Source organism: Streptomyces sp. NPDC001933 (assembly GCF_042890955.1).
GTDB lineage: Bacteria > Actinomycetota > Actinomycetes > Streptomycetales > Streptomycetaceae > Streptomyces.
On the sequence record NZ_JBIASS010000003.1, the window covers coordinates 19,544 to 34,974 of the forward strand.

Below are 15,431 nucleotides of genomic sequence, written 5' to 3' on the forward strand. Positions count from 1 at the left end.
CGCTCAGTCCTTCCGCGCCCGCCACTCCGGGGCCAGTACCGACCAGACCTCCGAGTCGTGCCGCACCCCGCGGTACAGGTAGTTCTCGCGCAGCACCCCGTCGCGCGTCATGCCGAGCCGCTTCGCCACGGCGATGCTGGCGGTGTTCGCGGCGGAGGCGTCCCACTCCACGCGGTGCATGCCGCGCTCGTACACCGCCCAGTCGATCAGCTTCCGGCACGCCCGGGTGATCAGGCCGCGTCCCTGGCCCGCCGGCTCCAGCCAGCAGCCGATCTCGCAGTTCCCCGACTCCGCGTCGAAGATCCGGAACAGGACGCCGCCGACGAGCGTGCCCTCCAGCCAGATGCCGTAGATCCGCCCCGTGTCCGCCGCCAGCTTCTCCGCGTACCGCCGCAGCAGCTCCCGCGCCGAGTCCAGATCGGTGGCGAAGGAGGCGAAGGGGATCCACGGATCGATGAGCTCGCGGGCCCGGTCCATGTGGTCCAGGAACTCCTGGGCCTGCCAGATCTCCAGCGGACGCAGTTCCGCTCCGTCGTCACCCAGGGATACCGCGAACATCATGCTCCTTCTCGAACCGCTTCCACCGCTTGCGCGGGCTGCGCCACCTCGGACAGTTGCGCCGCCTGCGGGATCTTCGCATGCGGGAGGCCGTGCTCGGGAGGCTCGATGCTGATCCGGGGCAGCAGCCGGTCCAGTCGGCGCGGCAGCCACCAGTTCGCCCCGCCCAGCATGTGCATCAGCGCGGGGACCAGCAGTGTGCGCAGGACGAAGGCGTCCAGCAGGACGGCGGCGGCGAGCGCGATCCCGAACATGGCGATGACCCGGTCCCCGCTGAGGACGAACGCCAGGAAGACCGAAATCATGATCACGGCCGCGGAGTTGATCACCCGGCCGGTCTCGGCGAGGCCCACCCGGACGGCCCGCCGGTTGTCCCGCGTCTCCAGCCACTCCTCGTACATCCGCCCCACCAGGAACACCTGGTAGTCCATGGACAGCCCGAAGAGCACGGACACCATGATCACCGGCAGGAACGGTTCGATGGGCCCCGAGCTGCCGAGCCCCAGCAGCTCGCTCCCCCAGCCCCACTGGAAGATCGCCACGACGACCCCGAACGAGGAGGCGACTGCGGCCACGTTCATCACGGCGGCCTTCAGCGGAATGCCGATCGACCGGAAGGCCAGCAGCAGGAGCAGGCAGCCGAACCCTATGACCACGCCGACGAAGAGCGGGAGTTTGCCGATGATGATCCGGGCGAAGTCGTCGTAGCTGGCGGTCACTCCCCCGACATGGGCCTGGAGCGAGGTGTTCGACTCGGCCTTCGGCAGGACGTCCGTACGCAGCCGGTCGACGAGCGCGCTGGTCTCCTCGGACTGCGGCGACGACTTCGGTACGACGGTGACGAAGGCCGTGTCGCCGCTGTTGTTGTACGTGACCGGGCCGACCGAGGCCACGCCCTCGGTGGACCGCAGCGTGGCGGGCAGCCCGTCCATCGCGAGCCGGTCGTCCGCGCCGTCCAACTGCGCGGCGATGGTCAGCGGCCCGTTGACGCCGGGGCCGAATCCGTCGGCCAGCAGGTCGTACGCCTGACGGGTGGTCGACGAGGCGGGGTTGTTGCCCTGGTCGGAGGTGCCCAGATGGAGGGAGAAGGTGGGCAGCGCGAGGACCAGCATCACCACGGCGGCGCACGCCCCGAGCAGCTTGGGGTGGCGTTCGACGAAGGCGGACCAGCGGGCGGCGAAGCCCGTGGGCAGTTCGGGTTGCGGGCCGTGCTCGGCGAGCCGTGCGCGCTCGCGCCGGCTCAGGGCCCGCATCCCGATGAAGGACAGCAGGGCGGGGAGCAGGGTGACGGAGGCGGCCACGGTCAGCACGACGGTGAGCGAGGCGGCGATCGCCACACCGTTGAGGAAGCCGAGCCGCAGGATCAGCATGCCGAGCAGTGCGATGCAGACGGTCGCCCCGGCGAAGACGACGGCGCGGCCGGTCGTCGCGACGGCGGTCTGCGCGGCCTCGGTGACCGACAGGCCACTGCGCAGTCCTCTGCGGTGTCTGGTGACGATGAACAGCGCGTAGTCGATGCCCACGCCGAGCCCGATCAGCATGCCCAGCATGGGTGCGAAGTCGGCGACGGTCATCAGATGGCCCAGCAGTACGGTGCCCGCGTAGGCGGTGCCGACGGATACCAGTGCGGTGGCGATGGGCAGCATGCTGGCGGCGAGCGAGCCGAAGGCGAGGAAGAGGACGACCGCCGCGACGACGACCCCGATGGCCTCGCTGAGATGGACGGAGGGCGCTTCGGTGAGGGCGACGGCGGGGCCGCCCAGCTCCACCTGGAGGTGGGCGGTGGCGGCCGCCTTCGCGGTGTCGACGACGGCCCTGGCCTGCGGCACCGGGATGTCCTCGACCTGCTGGTCGAAGGTGACCGTGGCGTAGGCGGTGTGTCCGTCGGCGCTGATCTGCGCGGTGCCGGAGCCTCCGTACGGGCCGGTGACCGCGCCGACCCCGGGCAGTTCCTCTACCGCGTGCAGGGTCCGGGTCATCGTCTGCCGGACGTCGTCGGCCCGCACGGTGGAGTCGGAGGTGTGCCAGACGATGGTGTCGGTGTCACCGCCGAGGTCCGTGAAGCCGTTCCTGAGGAGCTCGGTGGCCCGGCCGGACTCCGTGCCGGGCACCTCGTAGTCGTTGGAGTACGCGGAGCCCGCGAAGCCCGCCGCGGTGGCGGCCCCGCCGAGGGCGAGCAGCCAGATGAGGACGGCGACGAGACGGTGCCTGATGCACCAGCGGGCGATGGCAGCCAACGGACGTGCTCCCTGCTGGTTCGTGGTTCTTCGGCAGCACAAAACATGCATGAGCCGCAAAGAACGCATGACCTGAGAACCGTCACTCTGGCAGCCGAAAGTGATCCTTTGTCCCTTTCGTGGCCTTACTCACAATGGCCGCAGAGCTTGCCGTATCCCCCGGTCGCAGCGGCCTCCGGCCACCTCACTCGGCCAGTCGTTCCTCCTCCGCCTCCAGTTCTTCCTCGAACTGCTCCTCGATCTCCGCGATGCCCTTCGTCACGACCTCCGCCATATGGACGGGGCAGGTCAGCACCTCGTTCCTGAAGCCCTGGCCGGAGTCCGGGCCAGGGGCGGGGCCAGGGGCGGGGCCTGCGTCGGGGGCGTAGAGGTGCGCGATGCGTGCCAAGCGGTCGGACGTGCGCTCATGGCCGGGCGCATGACCGTCCGCGTGGTCGCATGCACCGCCGGGCAGGGTGGCGGCAGTGGTACGGAGGATGCCGAGGATCTCGCGGGCGATTCCGTACGACAGCTCCAGGGAATCGGCCGCCGTGCCCATCAGGAGCAGCAGGACGGTCCGGTCGAGCGCGGGTCCGTCCGGGCCGAGCCGCTCGTACCGCCGGGCCGCCCAGAGCGCCGCCTCCTCGGAGGCCGTCTCGTCCTTGAACGGGACATGCCGCTCGCTCAGCAGGTCGATGTCGAGCCGGCCGTCGGGGCGCAGATACACCGGGTCCAGATGTGCCGTCTCCCGGGTGCCGAAGAGTCTGTCGACCGCTTCGCGCAGATGGTCGCGGGCCTCGACGGCGAGGGCGCGCAGGAAGGTGGTGCAGGTCCATGCCTCCAGCGAGGCCCCGTATCCGTCCTCGTGTTCCTCGCGCAGGACGCTCCGGCCGCCGGGGCTCTGCAGATGGATGCCCTCGGAGGCCTGCTCGTCGCTGCCGGAGCGCAGTGCCGGGTGCTCGCCGTCCTCGTGCGCGCAGGCCTCGTCCGGCAGCAGCGGCAGTACGGACTCCAGGCCCTCGATCATGTCGTCGAGCAGCGACCGCTGTCTGATCCGGCCCGACCCCGCGTACCAGCAGTTCGCATGGGCGACGACGACATAGCCGGCGAGAGCGGCCCGGGAGAGGTCGCCGGGCGGTCCGGCGTGGATGTCCAGGTCCCAGAACGGATCACCGTTCGGATAGTCGTTGAGCACACTGCCCAGGCTGCGGATGTATCTCTGGTGGCTTTCGGGGACGATCTCGGGGATGCCGTCCGTGCTTCCCGGCAGGATCACATCGGCGGCCGTCCGCGCCCATCCGGCGGCATTGCGGGGGCAGGCCTCGGCCTCGTCCCACTCATCGAGCGGAATCTCGACGTCCGGCGCGTCGAGCAGCCCGTCCGCGTCCGTGTCCCACTCCTCCAGGCTGTCGGTGTACGGATGGGCCGCGTGCCCGCACCCGCCGGCCTGAAGACACTGCTCGTCCATGGCTTCGGCGGCGGCGCCGAGCGCGTCCACCACGGCCCGCTCGACGTCGGCGCCGCGTCGCCCGAGGACGTACGGCGCCATGTTCACCAGACCGAAGGTCAGCAGGACCGCCTGCTCGCCGTCCGGCTCGGCGGCGAGCAGGCGGGCACACTCCAGGACGACGGGGTCCGCCTCCTCGGGAGCGGCGCCCGCCGTGACTCCGGCCCATTTCTCGATCAGTTCAGTCATGATCAAGGAAACGCGGGCCGCGCCGCGGTGGTTCCGGTGGGCGCCGAACTCCCGTGCGAAGGACCTCCCGTGCGGGTCAGCCCGAGACGCTCGCCCGGCCGTTCTCGATGTGCCCCATCAGCCGGCGGCGGAACGCGTCGTCCCCGTCGACGGTGACGTCCAGGTCGTACCAGCCGTGCGCGTCGGCCGCCGAGTGGACCACCTTGCGGCTGCGCCCCGGCTTGACCTTGATGGTCCGGGTCCAGTCCCGCAGGTCCGCCTCGTCGACATAGCCCAGCGGCCGCACCGTGAAGGTGAGCGTCGTCCGGCCCGTGTTGCGCAGGGTGAGATGCAGGTCGCGCTCATGGGCGTCGACCCGCGACGCCACCTCGGCCCCGGCCGCGGCACCGTCCTTCGCCGGCCCTGCGAACTCCCGGCGGAAGCCGTTCGGCCCCGTCACCGTGAACCGGTAGGCCGCACCGGTGACCGGCACCGTCCACTGCGCCGTGCCCTTCACGTCCCGGTGCTGCGGCACGGGGAACTCACCGGCGTACGGATACAGCGCGAAGTGCGCCGAGGAGCGCCCCGTGTTGCTGAGGGCCACCCGCACCGCGCCGTCCGCCACCGTCGCCTGCGCGTCCGGCTGGTACGGCAGCGCGCGGGCCGGGCGGGCGCCCGGCTCCTGCACGGGCATGTGCTGCACGGCCGGCGGCTTCGGCGACCAGCGGCCGCTGAACGGCGGGATGGCGCCCGGCTGCTCCACCTCGGGACGGCGGCGGGCGCGGGAGAAGTCGAAGGCCGAGGTCAGGTCGCCGGTGACGGTGCGCCGCCAGTCGCTGATGTTCGGCTCCGCCACCCCGGTCCAGCGCTCCAGGAAGCGGACGACGGAGGTGTGGTCGAAGACCTCGGAGCAGACGTAGCCGCCGATGGTCCACGGCGAGACGACGAGCATCGGCACGCGCATGCCGAGACCGGTGGGCTTGCCCTCCCACTGCTCCTCGGTCACCTCGGGCGGGGCGACCGGCGGCGGCACGTGGTCGAAGAAGCCGTCGTTCTCGTCGTAGTTGATGAAGACCGCGGTGTGCCGCCACACGTCGGGGTGCTTGCCCAGCGCGTCCAGGACCTTGTAGACGATCGTCGCGCTGTGGATCGGCGAGGAGACGCTCGGGTGCTCGGAGTCGACGGCCGAGGGCACCAGGTAGGAGACCTCGGGCAGGGTGCCCGCCGCCACGTCCTTGGCGAACTCGTCGGCCAGCGTTCCGGTCTCCACCCGGCGCAGCGCCCGCTCGAAGAGGCTGCGTTCGGTCTTGTCGAGGGTGGCGACGCCCTCCTCCAGCAGGCCGAACAGCCGCTCGCGCTCCGTGGCGTCGGCGCCCCGCACCGCGGCGTAGAACGACTCCATGAAGGTGTGCCCGCCGGTCTTCGCGAGCGCCTTGCGGGCCACCGCCTTGAAGGTGGCGAAGAACTCGATCTGGTTGTCGGTGAAGTTCTCCCACTCGGTGTACGTGCGCCAGCTGCGTCCGGCCTTCTCCAGCCGCTCCGCGTACGTGCCCCAGTCGTAGCCGGGGTGGGTGCCCTCGTTGTACGCGTCGTTGCCGACGGCCCGCTTGCCGTTCGGCTCGTTGCCCGTCTTCCCGCTCCACAGGTGGTTGCGGTTGGGGCTGGTCGAGGAGTGGATGGAGGAGTGGTAGGCGTCGCAGACCGTGAAGGTGTCGGCCAGTTCGTAGTGCAGCGGGATGTCGCGGCGGTCGTAGTACGCCATGGTGGCGGCCGTCTTCGCGCTCACCCAGCCGTTCATCCACCCGCCGGCCCACGCCTTGCCGCCGCCGCTCCAGGAGTGGTCGAGCGCGCCGATGTACTGGAGGTCCTTCTTCTGCGTCTCGGCGGCGTCGCGCACCGGGAACGGCAGCACGGAGGTGCCGAGCGCCGCGGGCTGCTCGAAGACCGGCTTGCCCGAGGGGAGCTCGACGGCGTTGCGGTCACCGAAGCCGCGTACGCCCCGGAGCGTCCCGAAGTAGTGGTCGAAGGAACGGTTCTCCTGCATCAGGATCACCACGTGCTTGATGGCTCCGAGCCCGTCCCGGCCACCGGACCCCGCCGAGTGTGCCGGCTGCGCGGCGATCGCGGCCTGCAGCGAAGGCGGCAGCAGCGACCCCGCCGCCGCGGCGCCGAGCGCGCCACCGCCGAGCGCGAAGAGCCGTCGCCGTGAAATGTCCGTGGTCAAGTTGAGCCTCCCGAGTCAGGTCGTACAGCCGGGAAGCTAATCAAGCCGGATGGCGCGCGGAAGGACTCCGGACGGCTCCGTGGTGAACGTCCAAGAGGTCGCGCGGGAAAGTCCAACCACGACCGGCCTCGCCCTCGCCGATGCTCAAGAAGTGAGCCCGAAGGGGGCGGCGCACCCATGAATGGTGTGCGCCGCCCCCTTCGGGGCGTACTGCGAAACCGCCCGGCCTAACACAACGGCCGGGCCCTACGGGGTCAGCCCTCGACGCCGAGCTTCTCCAGGATCAGCTCGCGGACCCGGGCCGCGTCAGCCTGGCCACGGGTGGCCTTCATGACCGCGCCGACGAGCGCGCCCGCCGCCGCGACCTTGCCGCCGCGGATCTTGTCCGCGATCGCCGCGTTGGCCGCGATGGCCTCGTCCACGGCCGTGGACAGCGCGCCCTCGTCGGAGACGACCTTCAGGCCGCGCTTCTCGACGACGGCGTCCGGGTCGCCCTCGCCCGCGAGGACGCCCTCGATGACCTGGCGGGCCAGCTTGTCGTTGAGGTCGCCCGAGGTGACGAGCTCGGCCACCCTGGCGACCTGCACCGGGGTGATCGGCAGCTCGTCGAGGCCGCGGCCGGTCTCGTTGGCGTTACGGGCCAGCTCGCCCATCCACCACTTGCGGGCCTGGTCCGAGGGGGCGCCCGCGTCGGTCGTGGCGACGATCAGGTCGACCGCGCCCGCATTGAGGATGGACTGCATGTCGTGCTCGGAGACACCCCACTCCTCCTTGAGCCGCGCCCGGCGCAGCCGGGGCAGCTCGGGGAGACCCTTGCGCAGCTCCTCGACCCACTCGCGGGCCGGGGCGACCGGCACCAGGTCCGGCTCGGGGAAGTAGCGGTAGTCCTCGGCGTTGTCCTTGATGCGGCCGGCCGTGGTGGAGCCGTCCTCCTCGTGGAAGTGCCGGGTCTCCTGCACGATCGTGCCGCCGGAGGACAGCACGGCCGCGTGGCGCTGGATCTCGAAACGGGCGGCACGCTCGACGGAACGCAGCGAGTTCACGTTCTTCGTCTCGGAACGCGTACCGAAGGTCTCGGTGCCGTTCGGGCGCAGCGACAGGTTGACGTCGCAGCGCATCTGGCCCATCTCCATGCGGGCCTCCGAGACGCCGAGCGCCTTGATGAGCTCGCGGAGCTCGGCGACGTACGCCTTGGCGACCTCGGGGGCACGGGCGCCCGCGCCCTCGATCGGCTTGGTGACGATCTCGATGAGCGGGATGCCGGCCCGGTTGTAGTCGAGCAGGGAGTGGGACGCGCCTTGGATACGGCCGGTGGCACCGCCGACGTGGGTCGACTTGCCGGTGTCCTCCTCCATGTGGGCGCGCTCGATCTGCACCCGGAAGATCTCCCCGTCCTCCAGCTGGACGTCCAGATAGCCGTTGTAGGCGATCGGCTCGTCGTACTGGGAGGTCTGGAAGTTCTTCGGCATGTCCGGATAGAAGTAGTTCTTCCGGGCGAAGCGGCACCACTCGGCGATCTCGCAGTTCAGCGCGAGGCCGATCTTGATGGCGGACTCGACGCCGATCTCGTTGACGACCGGCAGGGCGCCGGGCAGGCCGAGGCAGACCGGGCAGGTCTGGGAGTTGGCGTCCTGCTTGAGCTCGGTGGAGCAGCCGCAGAACATCTTGGTCTTGGTGCCGAGCTCGACATGGACCTCCAGGCCCATGACGGGGTCGTAGGACGCGAGCGCGTCCTCGTACGACACCAGGTCGGTGACAGTCACGGTGAAACTTCCCTCTCAGCCCAGCAGTACGTCGTCATCGCCGAGGCGCTTGAGCTCGCGCAGCAGCAGGGCGACACCCGTGGCGATGGCGGCGGCGGAGACAACGGCGTCGATCAGTCGGAGCGTGTCGTGCTCGTGGCGTGCCTTCTTGGCCTGCTTGAGCACGCTGACGGCCCCGAAGGCGGTGGTGCCGATGGACAGGTACGTACCGGTCTTGGACTTCTTGAAGCCCTTGGCCTTGGTCAGTGCGCTCACAACGACGGAGCCTCCTCCAGCAGCGGGTGTCCCCACTTTTCCACGAAGGCGGCCTCGACGGCGGCGCCGACCTTGTAGAGACGGTCGTCCTTCATGGCGGGGGCGATGATCTGCAGCCCGACCGGCAGGCCGTCCTCGGGTGCCAGGCCGCAGGGCAGCGACATGGCGGAGTTGCCCGCGAGGTTGGTCGGGATGGTGCACAGGTCCGCGAGGTACATCGCCATCGGGTCGTCGGCACGCTCGCCGATCGGGAAGGCGGTGGTGGGCGTCGTCGGGGAGACGATGACGTCCACCTGCTCGAAGGCCTTCTCGAAGTCCTGCGTGATGAGGGTGCGGACCTTCTGCGCCGAGCCGTAGTACGCGTCGTAGTAGCCCGAGCTGAGGGCGTACGTGCCGAGGATGACGCGGCGCTTGACCTCGTCGCCGAAGCCGGCCTCGCGGGTGAGCGCGGTGACGTCCTCGGCGGACCTCGTGCCGTCGTCGCCGACGCGCAGCCCGTAACGCATGGCGTCGAAGCGGGCCAGGTTGGAGGAGCACTCGGACGGCGCGATCAGGTAGTACGCCGACAGGGCCAGGTCGAAGGACGGGCAGTCCAGCTCGACGATCGTGGCGCCGAGCGACTTGAGCAGCTCGACCGACTCGTTGAAGCGCTGGACGACACCGGCCTGGTAGCCCTCACCGGCGAACTGCTTCACGACACCGACGCGCATGCCCTGTACGGAGCCGTTGCGCGCGGCCTCGACGACCGGCGGGACCGGGGCGTCGATGGACGTGGAGTCCATCGGGTCGTGCCCGCCGATGACCTCGTGCAGCAGGGCCGCGTCCAGGACGGTACGGGCGCAGGGCCCGCCCTGGTCCAGGGAGCTGGAGAAGGCCACCATGCCGTAGCGGGAGACGCCGCCGTAGGTGGGCTTGACGCCGACGGTGCCGGTGACGGCGGCGGGCTGGCGGATGGAGCCGCCGGTGTCCGTGCCGATGGCGAGCGGGGCCTCGTACGAGGCGAGCGCGGCGGACGAGCCGCCGCCGGAGCCGCCCGGGATGCGGGTGAGGTCCCACGGGTTGCCGGTCGGGCCGTAGGCGCTGTTCTCGGTGGAGGACCCCATGGCGAACTCGTCCATGTTGGTCTTGCCGAGGATGACGACGTCGGCGGCCTTCAGCTTCCGCGTGAGGGTCGCGTCGTACGGCGGGATCCAGCCTTCGAGGATCTTGGAGCCGACGGTGGTCGGCATGTCCTGCGTGGTGAAGATGTCCTTCAGCGCGAGCGGGACACCGGCCAGCGGGCCGAGCTTCTCGCCGGCCGCCTTCTTGGCGTCGACGGCGCGGGCCTGCGCGAGCGCGCCCTCGCGGTCGATGTGCAGGAAGGCGTGGACCTTCTCGTCGACCGCGTCGATCCGGGCCAGGTGGGCCTCGGTGACCTCGACGGCCGTGAGCTCGCCGGAGGCGATCTTCGCGGCGATCTCGGCGGCGGTGAGCTTGATGATGGTGCTGTGGTCCGTCATGGCTGTTAGTCCTCCCCCAGGATCTGCGGCACCTTGAAACGCTGCTGCTCCTGGGCCGGGGCGCCGGAGAGCGCCTGCTCGGGGGTGAGCGACGGACGGACCTCGTCCGCGCGCATGACGTTGGTCAGCGGCAGCGGGTGGGAGGTCGGCGGTACGTCTTGGTCGGCGACCTCGGAGACGCGGGCGACCGCGCCGATGATGTCGTCGAGCTGACCGGCGAAGTGATCGAGCTCTTCGCCCTTCAGCTCCAGACGCGCCAGCCGGGCGAGGTGGGCGACCTCCTCGCGCGTGATGCCAGGCATGCAGCGATCCTCAGGGGTTGGTGTGTGGTTTTGGCCCAATCCTATGGGGTCGCCCGCCACCACTCCCGCCACCCGGGCGAACATCCTGGTCGGGCGAGGATTTCCGGTCCGCGCACCGCCTCCGGCCCTGCTTGGTGCCCGAGGAGGGAGGGGCCGCCGCAGGCCCGGGCCACCCCGGGCTCAGGTCGTCGCGGGCCGGGGATTGACCGCCCGGCCCGGTGGCCGCTGCTCCAGCTCCGGGGGTGTGCCGGCGGCGGCCGCTGCTGCCGCCGCCGCTGCCGCCAGCTCGGCGGGCCGCCGCCAGCCGTGCTCGCCGCGCGCCCGCAGCCAGGCCGTGGTCTCCTGCGGCGGCATCGCCGCGGCGACCAGCCAGCCCTGCACCGCGTCGCAGCGCAGATCCCGCAGCCGCTCCCAGGTCTCGTCGTCCTCGACCCCCTCCGCGACGACCAGCAGGCCCAGCGAGTGGGCCAGGTCGATCGTGCAGCGGACGATCTCCGCGTCCTCGTTGTCCACGGCCAGCCGGGCGACGAACGAGCGGTCGATCTTCAGCTCGCTGACCGGCAGCCGGCGCAGATGGACGAGCGAGGAGTACCCCGTACCAAAGTCGTCGAGGGACATCTTCACGCCGTGCCCGGTCAGCCCGGCGAGCGTGTCGGCGGCGCGCTGCGGGTCCTCCAGCAGCACGTGTTCCGTTATCTCCAGTTGCAGCGCCCCGGCCGGGACGCCGTGCCGGGCGAGCCGGGCCGCGACGCCGCCCGCGAACCCGGGGGTGTGGACGTCGCGCGGGGAGACGTTGACCGCGACGGGAACGAACAGGCCCTGCGCCCGCCACCGGGCGACCTGGGCCAGCGCCGTCTCCAGGACGTACTCCGTGAGGTGCGGCATGAGGCCGGACGACTCGGCGATGGCGATGAACTCGTCCGGGGGGACCCTGCCCCGTTCCGGGTGCACCCAGCGCACCAGGGCTTCTAGGCCGGCCACCTGGCCGTCGAAGCGGACCTTCGGCTGGTAGTGGAGCTCGACCTCGCCGGCGTCCAGTGCGCGGCGCAGATCGCCCAGGAGTCCGAGCCGGTCCGGGGTGTTGCTGTCCCGCTTCGACTCGTAGACCTCGACGCCCGTACGGTCCCGCTTCGCCTGGTACATCGCCACGTCCGCGCGCCTGAGCAGCCCTTCGGCGTCCAGCGCGTGGTCCGGGTAGACGGCGACCCCGGCGCTGGCCTCCAGCACCAGGGTCAGCCCGTCGAGGTCCAGCGGGGAGGACAGCTCGGCGACCAGGTGACGGGCGACCCGCTGGGCGCTGGTGGTGGAGTCGGCGGTCGGCAGGAGCACCGCGAACTCGTCGCCGCCCAGCCGCGCGGCCTCCGCGCCCCGGGGCAGCGCGAGCCTGAGACGTTCCGCTATCTGCAACAGCAGCCGGTCCCCCGCCAGATGACCGAGCGTGTCGTTGACCGCGCGGAAGCGGTCGAGGTCTATCAGGACCAGAGCCGATCTCGCGCCGACGGATTCGGCGTCCTCCAGGGCCGTCCAGGTGCGCTCCAGCAGCCACTGCCGGTTGGGCAGTCCGGTCAGCGGGTCGCGCAGCTGCTCCTCGGCCCGCGCGCGGGCGATCCAGAGGGCGGAGTCGAGGGCGATCAGCGGGACGGCGAAGAGCGGCAGGAGCAGAGGGGTGACCATCGCGACGACGCAGATCAGCGGCGCGATGGCGAGCAGGGCGAGGGCTACGAGGCCCTGGCGCAGCAGGGCGGTGCGGGCGATGGTCGGCAGCCCACCGCCCTGGGGTGTCCGGGCGTACCACAGCAGGACCCGGGTGACCAGAAGGTAGGTGGAGGCGGCGAGGAGGACCTCCGGGACGGCGTCGATGCCCCAGTCGAGTGGCTGCCAGGGGGATTCGACGGTATGCACGTCGCCGAAGGCGGCGAGCACCAGGGCGGCCGCGCCGATCCCCAGGATGTCCACCGCGCCGTGCAGCAGCCCCTGCCACCAGCGGTGCCGACGGGCGACGCCGACGAGGACGACGACGACCAGGGAGACCAACCCGGCGGGCACCCAGCCGTAGAGCAGCAGCACGGCCAGGGTGAGGGAGGCCCCGGACCCGGTCCCTCCCCACCATCGGTCGCGGCCGAGCGCGACGAGATGGCCGACGATGACTCCGGTGAGGACGGCGAGGGACCAGCCGGCCTCGCCGTCGGGAAAGAGCGCGTGTCCTTCGCTCACGGTCCGGTAGAAACCGGTCGCGATCTGAACAACGGCGATCATGATGGCAACGGCACCCACTTTTGGCGTGAGGCCGACGAAACCTTGCAGCCGCGACACCGGTGCGGCGCTCTCGGTCGGTTTCATTCCGTCCCTCTCACAGCCGGCGGTGCCGATGTCACCTGATGGTTCCGCTCCACGCCGCCACGACCCGGTTTCCCACCCCGCGGCCGGACACGGCAGGTGCACATCTCAACAGTAGGCCGCGGAAGGCTTCTACGGGCAGCGCTCTGACGCTCTTGCCCGAATGCGGACCGACCGTCCGTCAGCATCTGCTATGCGCCGATCGGGTGAACCGGCCGACGCGGCGAAACCCTTGCCCCGGCCTGCCCCGCTACACCCTTTATCGCCCTCTTGCTCACCGTTCGCCCGCCCCCTTTTCGTACTCCCGTCGCTCCGCCCGGATATCCGCCCCGGCCCCGCCCGATCCCCGCCCCGGACAGGGAACCAGGCAGGGAACCAGGCAGGAATCCCCTACTCCGCCGGTACCTCGGCCGGCACCGCCGCCTCGCGCGCCGCATCCGGACCCTGTTCGAGGAGCACGGCGAAGCCGTCCTCGTCCAGCACCGGCACCTTCAGCTGCATGGCCTTTTCGTACTTCGAACCGGGGTTGTCACCGACGACCACGAAGGAGGTCTTCTTCGAAACGGAACCCGTCACCTTCGCCCCGCGGCTCTGGAGCGCCTCTTTCGCGCCATCCCTGGTGTGGCCGGCCAGCGTGCCGGTGACGACGACGGTGAGCCCTTCGAGCGGGCGCGGCCCCGTGTCCTCCCCCGCCTCCTCGTCGGCCATCCGGACCCCGGCCTCCCGCCACTTGCGCAGGATCTCCCGGTGCCAGTCCTCGGCGAACCACTGCTTCACCGATGCGGCGATGATGGGACCGACCCCGTCGGCGTCGGACAGCTCCTTCTCTGTGGCCTCGTCGATCCGGTCGATGGAACGGAACTGACGGGCCAGCTCCGCGGCGGCGACCGGGCCGACATGGCGGATGGAGAGCCCGGTGAGGATCCGGGCCAGCGGTGCTTCCTTGGCCGCGGCGATGGCGTCGAGCATGGCGAGGGCGTTCTTCTTCGGCTCGCCCTGCTGGTTGGCGAAGACCCAGGCGGTCTTCTCCTCGCCGGTCTTCGGGTCGCGCTTGGGCAGCCCGCTGTCCTGGTCCCGGACATAGGCCCGGATCGGCAGCAGCTGCTCGACGGTCAGCCCGAAGAGATCGCCCTCGTCGCGCAGCGGCGGCTCGGCGGGCTCCAGCGGCTTGGTCAGGGCCGCGGCTGCGACATAGCCGAAGTGGTCGATGTCGAGGCACTTGCGGCCCGCGAGATAGGCGAGGCGCTCGCGCAACTGGGCGGGGCAGGAAAGGGCGTTGGGACAGCGGACGTCGATATCGGCCTCCTTCATGGGCCGCAGCTCCGTACCGCACTCCGGGCACTCGGTGGGCATGACGAACGCCCGCTCGGTGCCGTCACGGAGGTCGACGACCGGGCCGAGGATCTCCGGGATCACGTCGCCCGCCTTGCGGAGCACCACCGTGTCCCCGATGAGGACACCCTTCGCCTTCACCACGTTCTGGTTGTGCAGGGTGGCGAACTCGACCTCGGAGCCCGCCACTTCGACCGGCTCGACCTGGGCGTACGGCGTGACCCGGCCGGTCCGGCCGACCCCGACCCGGATGTTGACCAGCTTGGTGTTGACCTCCTCCGGGGCGTACTTCCAGGCGATCGCCCAGCGCGGGGCGCGCGAGGTGGAGCCGAGCCGGCCCTGGAGCGGGATCTCGTCGAGCTTGACGACGACCCCGTCGATCTCGTGCTCCACGGAGTGCCGGTTCTCACCGAAGTACCTGATGAACTCCCGTACCCCGTCGAGGGAATCCACCACCTTGTTGTACTTGGCGGTGGGCAGGCCCCATTCGCGCAGCAGCTCGTAGGCGTGCGAGAGGCAGTCGATGTCGAAGCCCTCGCGGGCGCCGATGCCGTGCACCACCATGTGCAGCGGGCGGGTGGCGGTGACCTTCGGGTCCTTCTGGCGCAGCGAACCCGCCGCCGCGTTGCGCGGATTGGCGAACGGCTTGTCCTCCGCCTCGACGAGCCGGGCGTTGAGCTCCTCGAAGGCCTCCATCGGGAAGAAGACCTCACCCCGGATCTCGACCAGCGCCGGGATCCGGTCGCCCTTCAGCCGGTGCGGGATCTCGGCGATCGTACGGACGTTGGGGGTGATGTCCTCGCCGGTGCGGCCGTCGCCACGGGTGGCGGCCCGGGTCAGCCGCCCGTGCTCGTAGGTGAGGTTGACCGCCAGGCCGTCGACCTTCGGCTCGCACAGGAAGTGGTGGTCGGTGGTGCCGACCTCCTTGGCGATCCGCTCGCCCCAGGCGGCCAGCTCCAGGTCGTCGAAGGCGTTGTCCAGCGAGAGCATCCGCTCGCGGTGCTCGACGGAGGTGAACTCCGTCCGGTACGGGCCCGCGACCTTCTGCGTCGGCGAATCCGGCGTACGCAGCTGGGGGTACGTCTCCTCCAGCGCCTCCAGCTCGCGCATCAGCCGGTCGAACTCGGCATCGCTGACGACCGGCTGATCGCTCACGTAGTACCGGAAGCGGTGCTCCTCGACTTGCTCGGCGAGGAGCGCGTGCTGCTCCTGGGCCTGTGCGGGCACCGTCGTCTGCTGTTCGCCGGCCATCGTCTCGTCCTCCCGTTAC

The 15,431-nt window shown here is 70.8% G+C and carries 10 protein-coding genes; all 10 read right to left on the reverse strand.

The window, feature by feature from the left end:
* Positions 1-3: 3 nt before the first annotated feature.
* Positions 4-558, reverse strand: a complete 555-nt coding sequence (locus ACFYY7_RS07920) for a GNAT family N-acetyltransferase (protein WP_388658472.1) — start codon at positions 556-558, stop codon at positions 4-6.
* On the reverse strand, positions 558-2,795 hold the full coding sequence (locus tag ACFYY7_RS07925; RefSeq protein WP_388658473.1) for an MMPL family transporter: 2,238 nt from the start codon (positions 2,793-2,795) through the stop codon (positions 558-560). The genes ACFYY7_RS07920 and ACFYY7_RS07925 overlap by 1 nt, the downstream gene beginning before the upstream one ends.
* A gap of 184 nt (positions 2,796-2,979) precedes the next feature.
* A complete protein-coding gene (locus tag ACFYY7_RS07930; protein ID WP_388658476.1) occupies positions 2,980-4,470 on the reverse strand; it encodes a hypothetical protein in 1,491 nt (496 codons plus the stop codon).
* 76 nt (positions 4,471-4,546) lie between these two features.
* Positions 4,547-6,673, reverse strand: a complete 2,127-nt coding sequence (locus tag ACFYY7_RS07935) for a phosphocholine-specific phospholipase C (RefSeq protein WP_388658479.1) — start codon at positions 6,671-6,673, stop codon at positions 4,547-4,549.
* Positions 6,674-6,927: 254 nt separating this feature from the next.
* Complete coding sequence (gatB, locus tag ACFYY7_RS07940; protein ID WP_388658482.1) at positions 6,928-8,436, reverse strand: Asp-tRNA(Asn)/Glu-tRNA(Gln) amidotransferase subunit GatB; 1,509 nt, start codon at positions 8,434-8,436, stop codon at positions 6,928-6,930.
* Positions 8,437-8,451: 15 nt separating this feature from the next.
* The gene (locus tag ACFYY7_RS07945) at positions 8,452-8,691 is read right to left on the reverse strand and encodes a hypothetical protein (protein WP_342286689.1); all 240 of its coding nucleotides are present in this window, start codon (positions 8,689-8,691) and stop codon (positions 8,452-8,454) included.
* On the reverse strand, positions 8,688-10,190 hold the full coding sequence (gene gatA, locus ACFYY7_RS07950; RefSeq protein ID WP_383715567.1) for an Asp-tRNA(Asn)/Glu-tRNA(Gln) amidotransferase subunit GatA: 1,503 nt from the start codon (positions 10,188-10,190) through the stop codon (positions 8,688-8,690). The genes ACFYY7_RS07945 and gatA overlap by 4 nt, the downstream gene beginning before the upstream one ends.
* A gap of 5 nt (positions 10,191-10,195) precedes the next feature.
* The gene (gene gatC / locus ACFYY7_RS07955) at positions 10,196-10,492 is read right to left on the reverse strand and encodes an Asp-tRNA(Asn)/Glu-tRNA(Gln) amidotransferase subunit GatC (RefSeq protein ID WP_015036350.1); all 297 of its coding nucleotides are present in this window, start codon (positions 10,490-10,492) and stop codon (positions 10,196-10,198) included.
* Between the two features lie 180 nt (positions 10,493-10,672).
* Positions 10,673-12,748 (reverse strand): putative bifunctional diguanylate cyclase/phosphodiesterase, encoded by a 2,076-nt coding sequence (locus ACFYY7_RS07960; RefSeq protein ID WP_388658486.1) that lies wholly within the window; start codon positions 12,746-12,748, stop codon positions 10,673-10,675.
* Between the two features lie 471 nt (positions 12,749-13,219).
* Entirely contained in the window at positions 13,220-15,412 is a 2,193-nt protein-coding gene (ligA, locus tag ACFYY7_RS07965; RefSeq protein ID WP_388658489.1) for an NAD-dependent DNA ligase LigA, read from the reverse strand.
* Positions 15,413-15,431: the final 19 nt, after the last annotated feature.

Bases quoted from the DNA above. Each gene is read 5' to 3' on its own strand.
- ACFYY7_RS07920 (WP_388658472.1), bottom strand. From the start codon at position 558: ATGTTCGCGGTATCCCTGGGTGACGACGGAGCGGAACTGCGTCCGCTG.
- ACFYY7_RS07930 (WP_388658476.1), bottom strand. From the start codon at position 4,470: ATGACTGAACTGATCGAGAAATGGGCCGGAGTCACGGCGGGCGCCGCT.
- gatA (WP_383715567.1), bottom strand. From the start codon at position 10,190: ATGACGGACCACAGCACCATCATCAAGCTCACCGCCGCCGAGATCGCC.
- gatC (WP_015036350.1), bottom strand. From the start codon at position 10,492: ATGCCTGGCATCACGCGCGAGGAGGTCGCCCACCTCGCCCGGCTGGCG.
- ACFYY7_RS07960 (WP_388658486.1), bottom strand. From the start codon at position 12,748: ATGATCGCCGTTGTTCAGATCGCGACCGGTTTCTACCGGACCGTGAGC.
- ligA (WP_388658489.1), bottom strand. From the start codon at position 15,412: ATGGCCGGCGAACAGCAGACGACGGTGCCCGCACAGGCCCAGGAGCAG.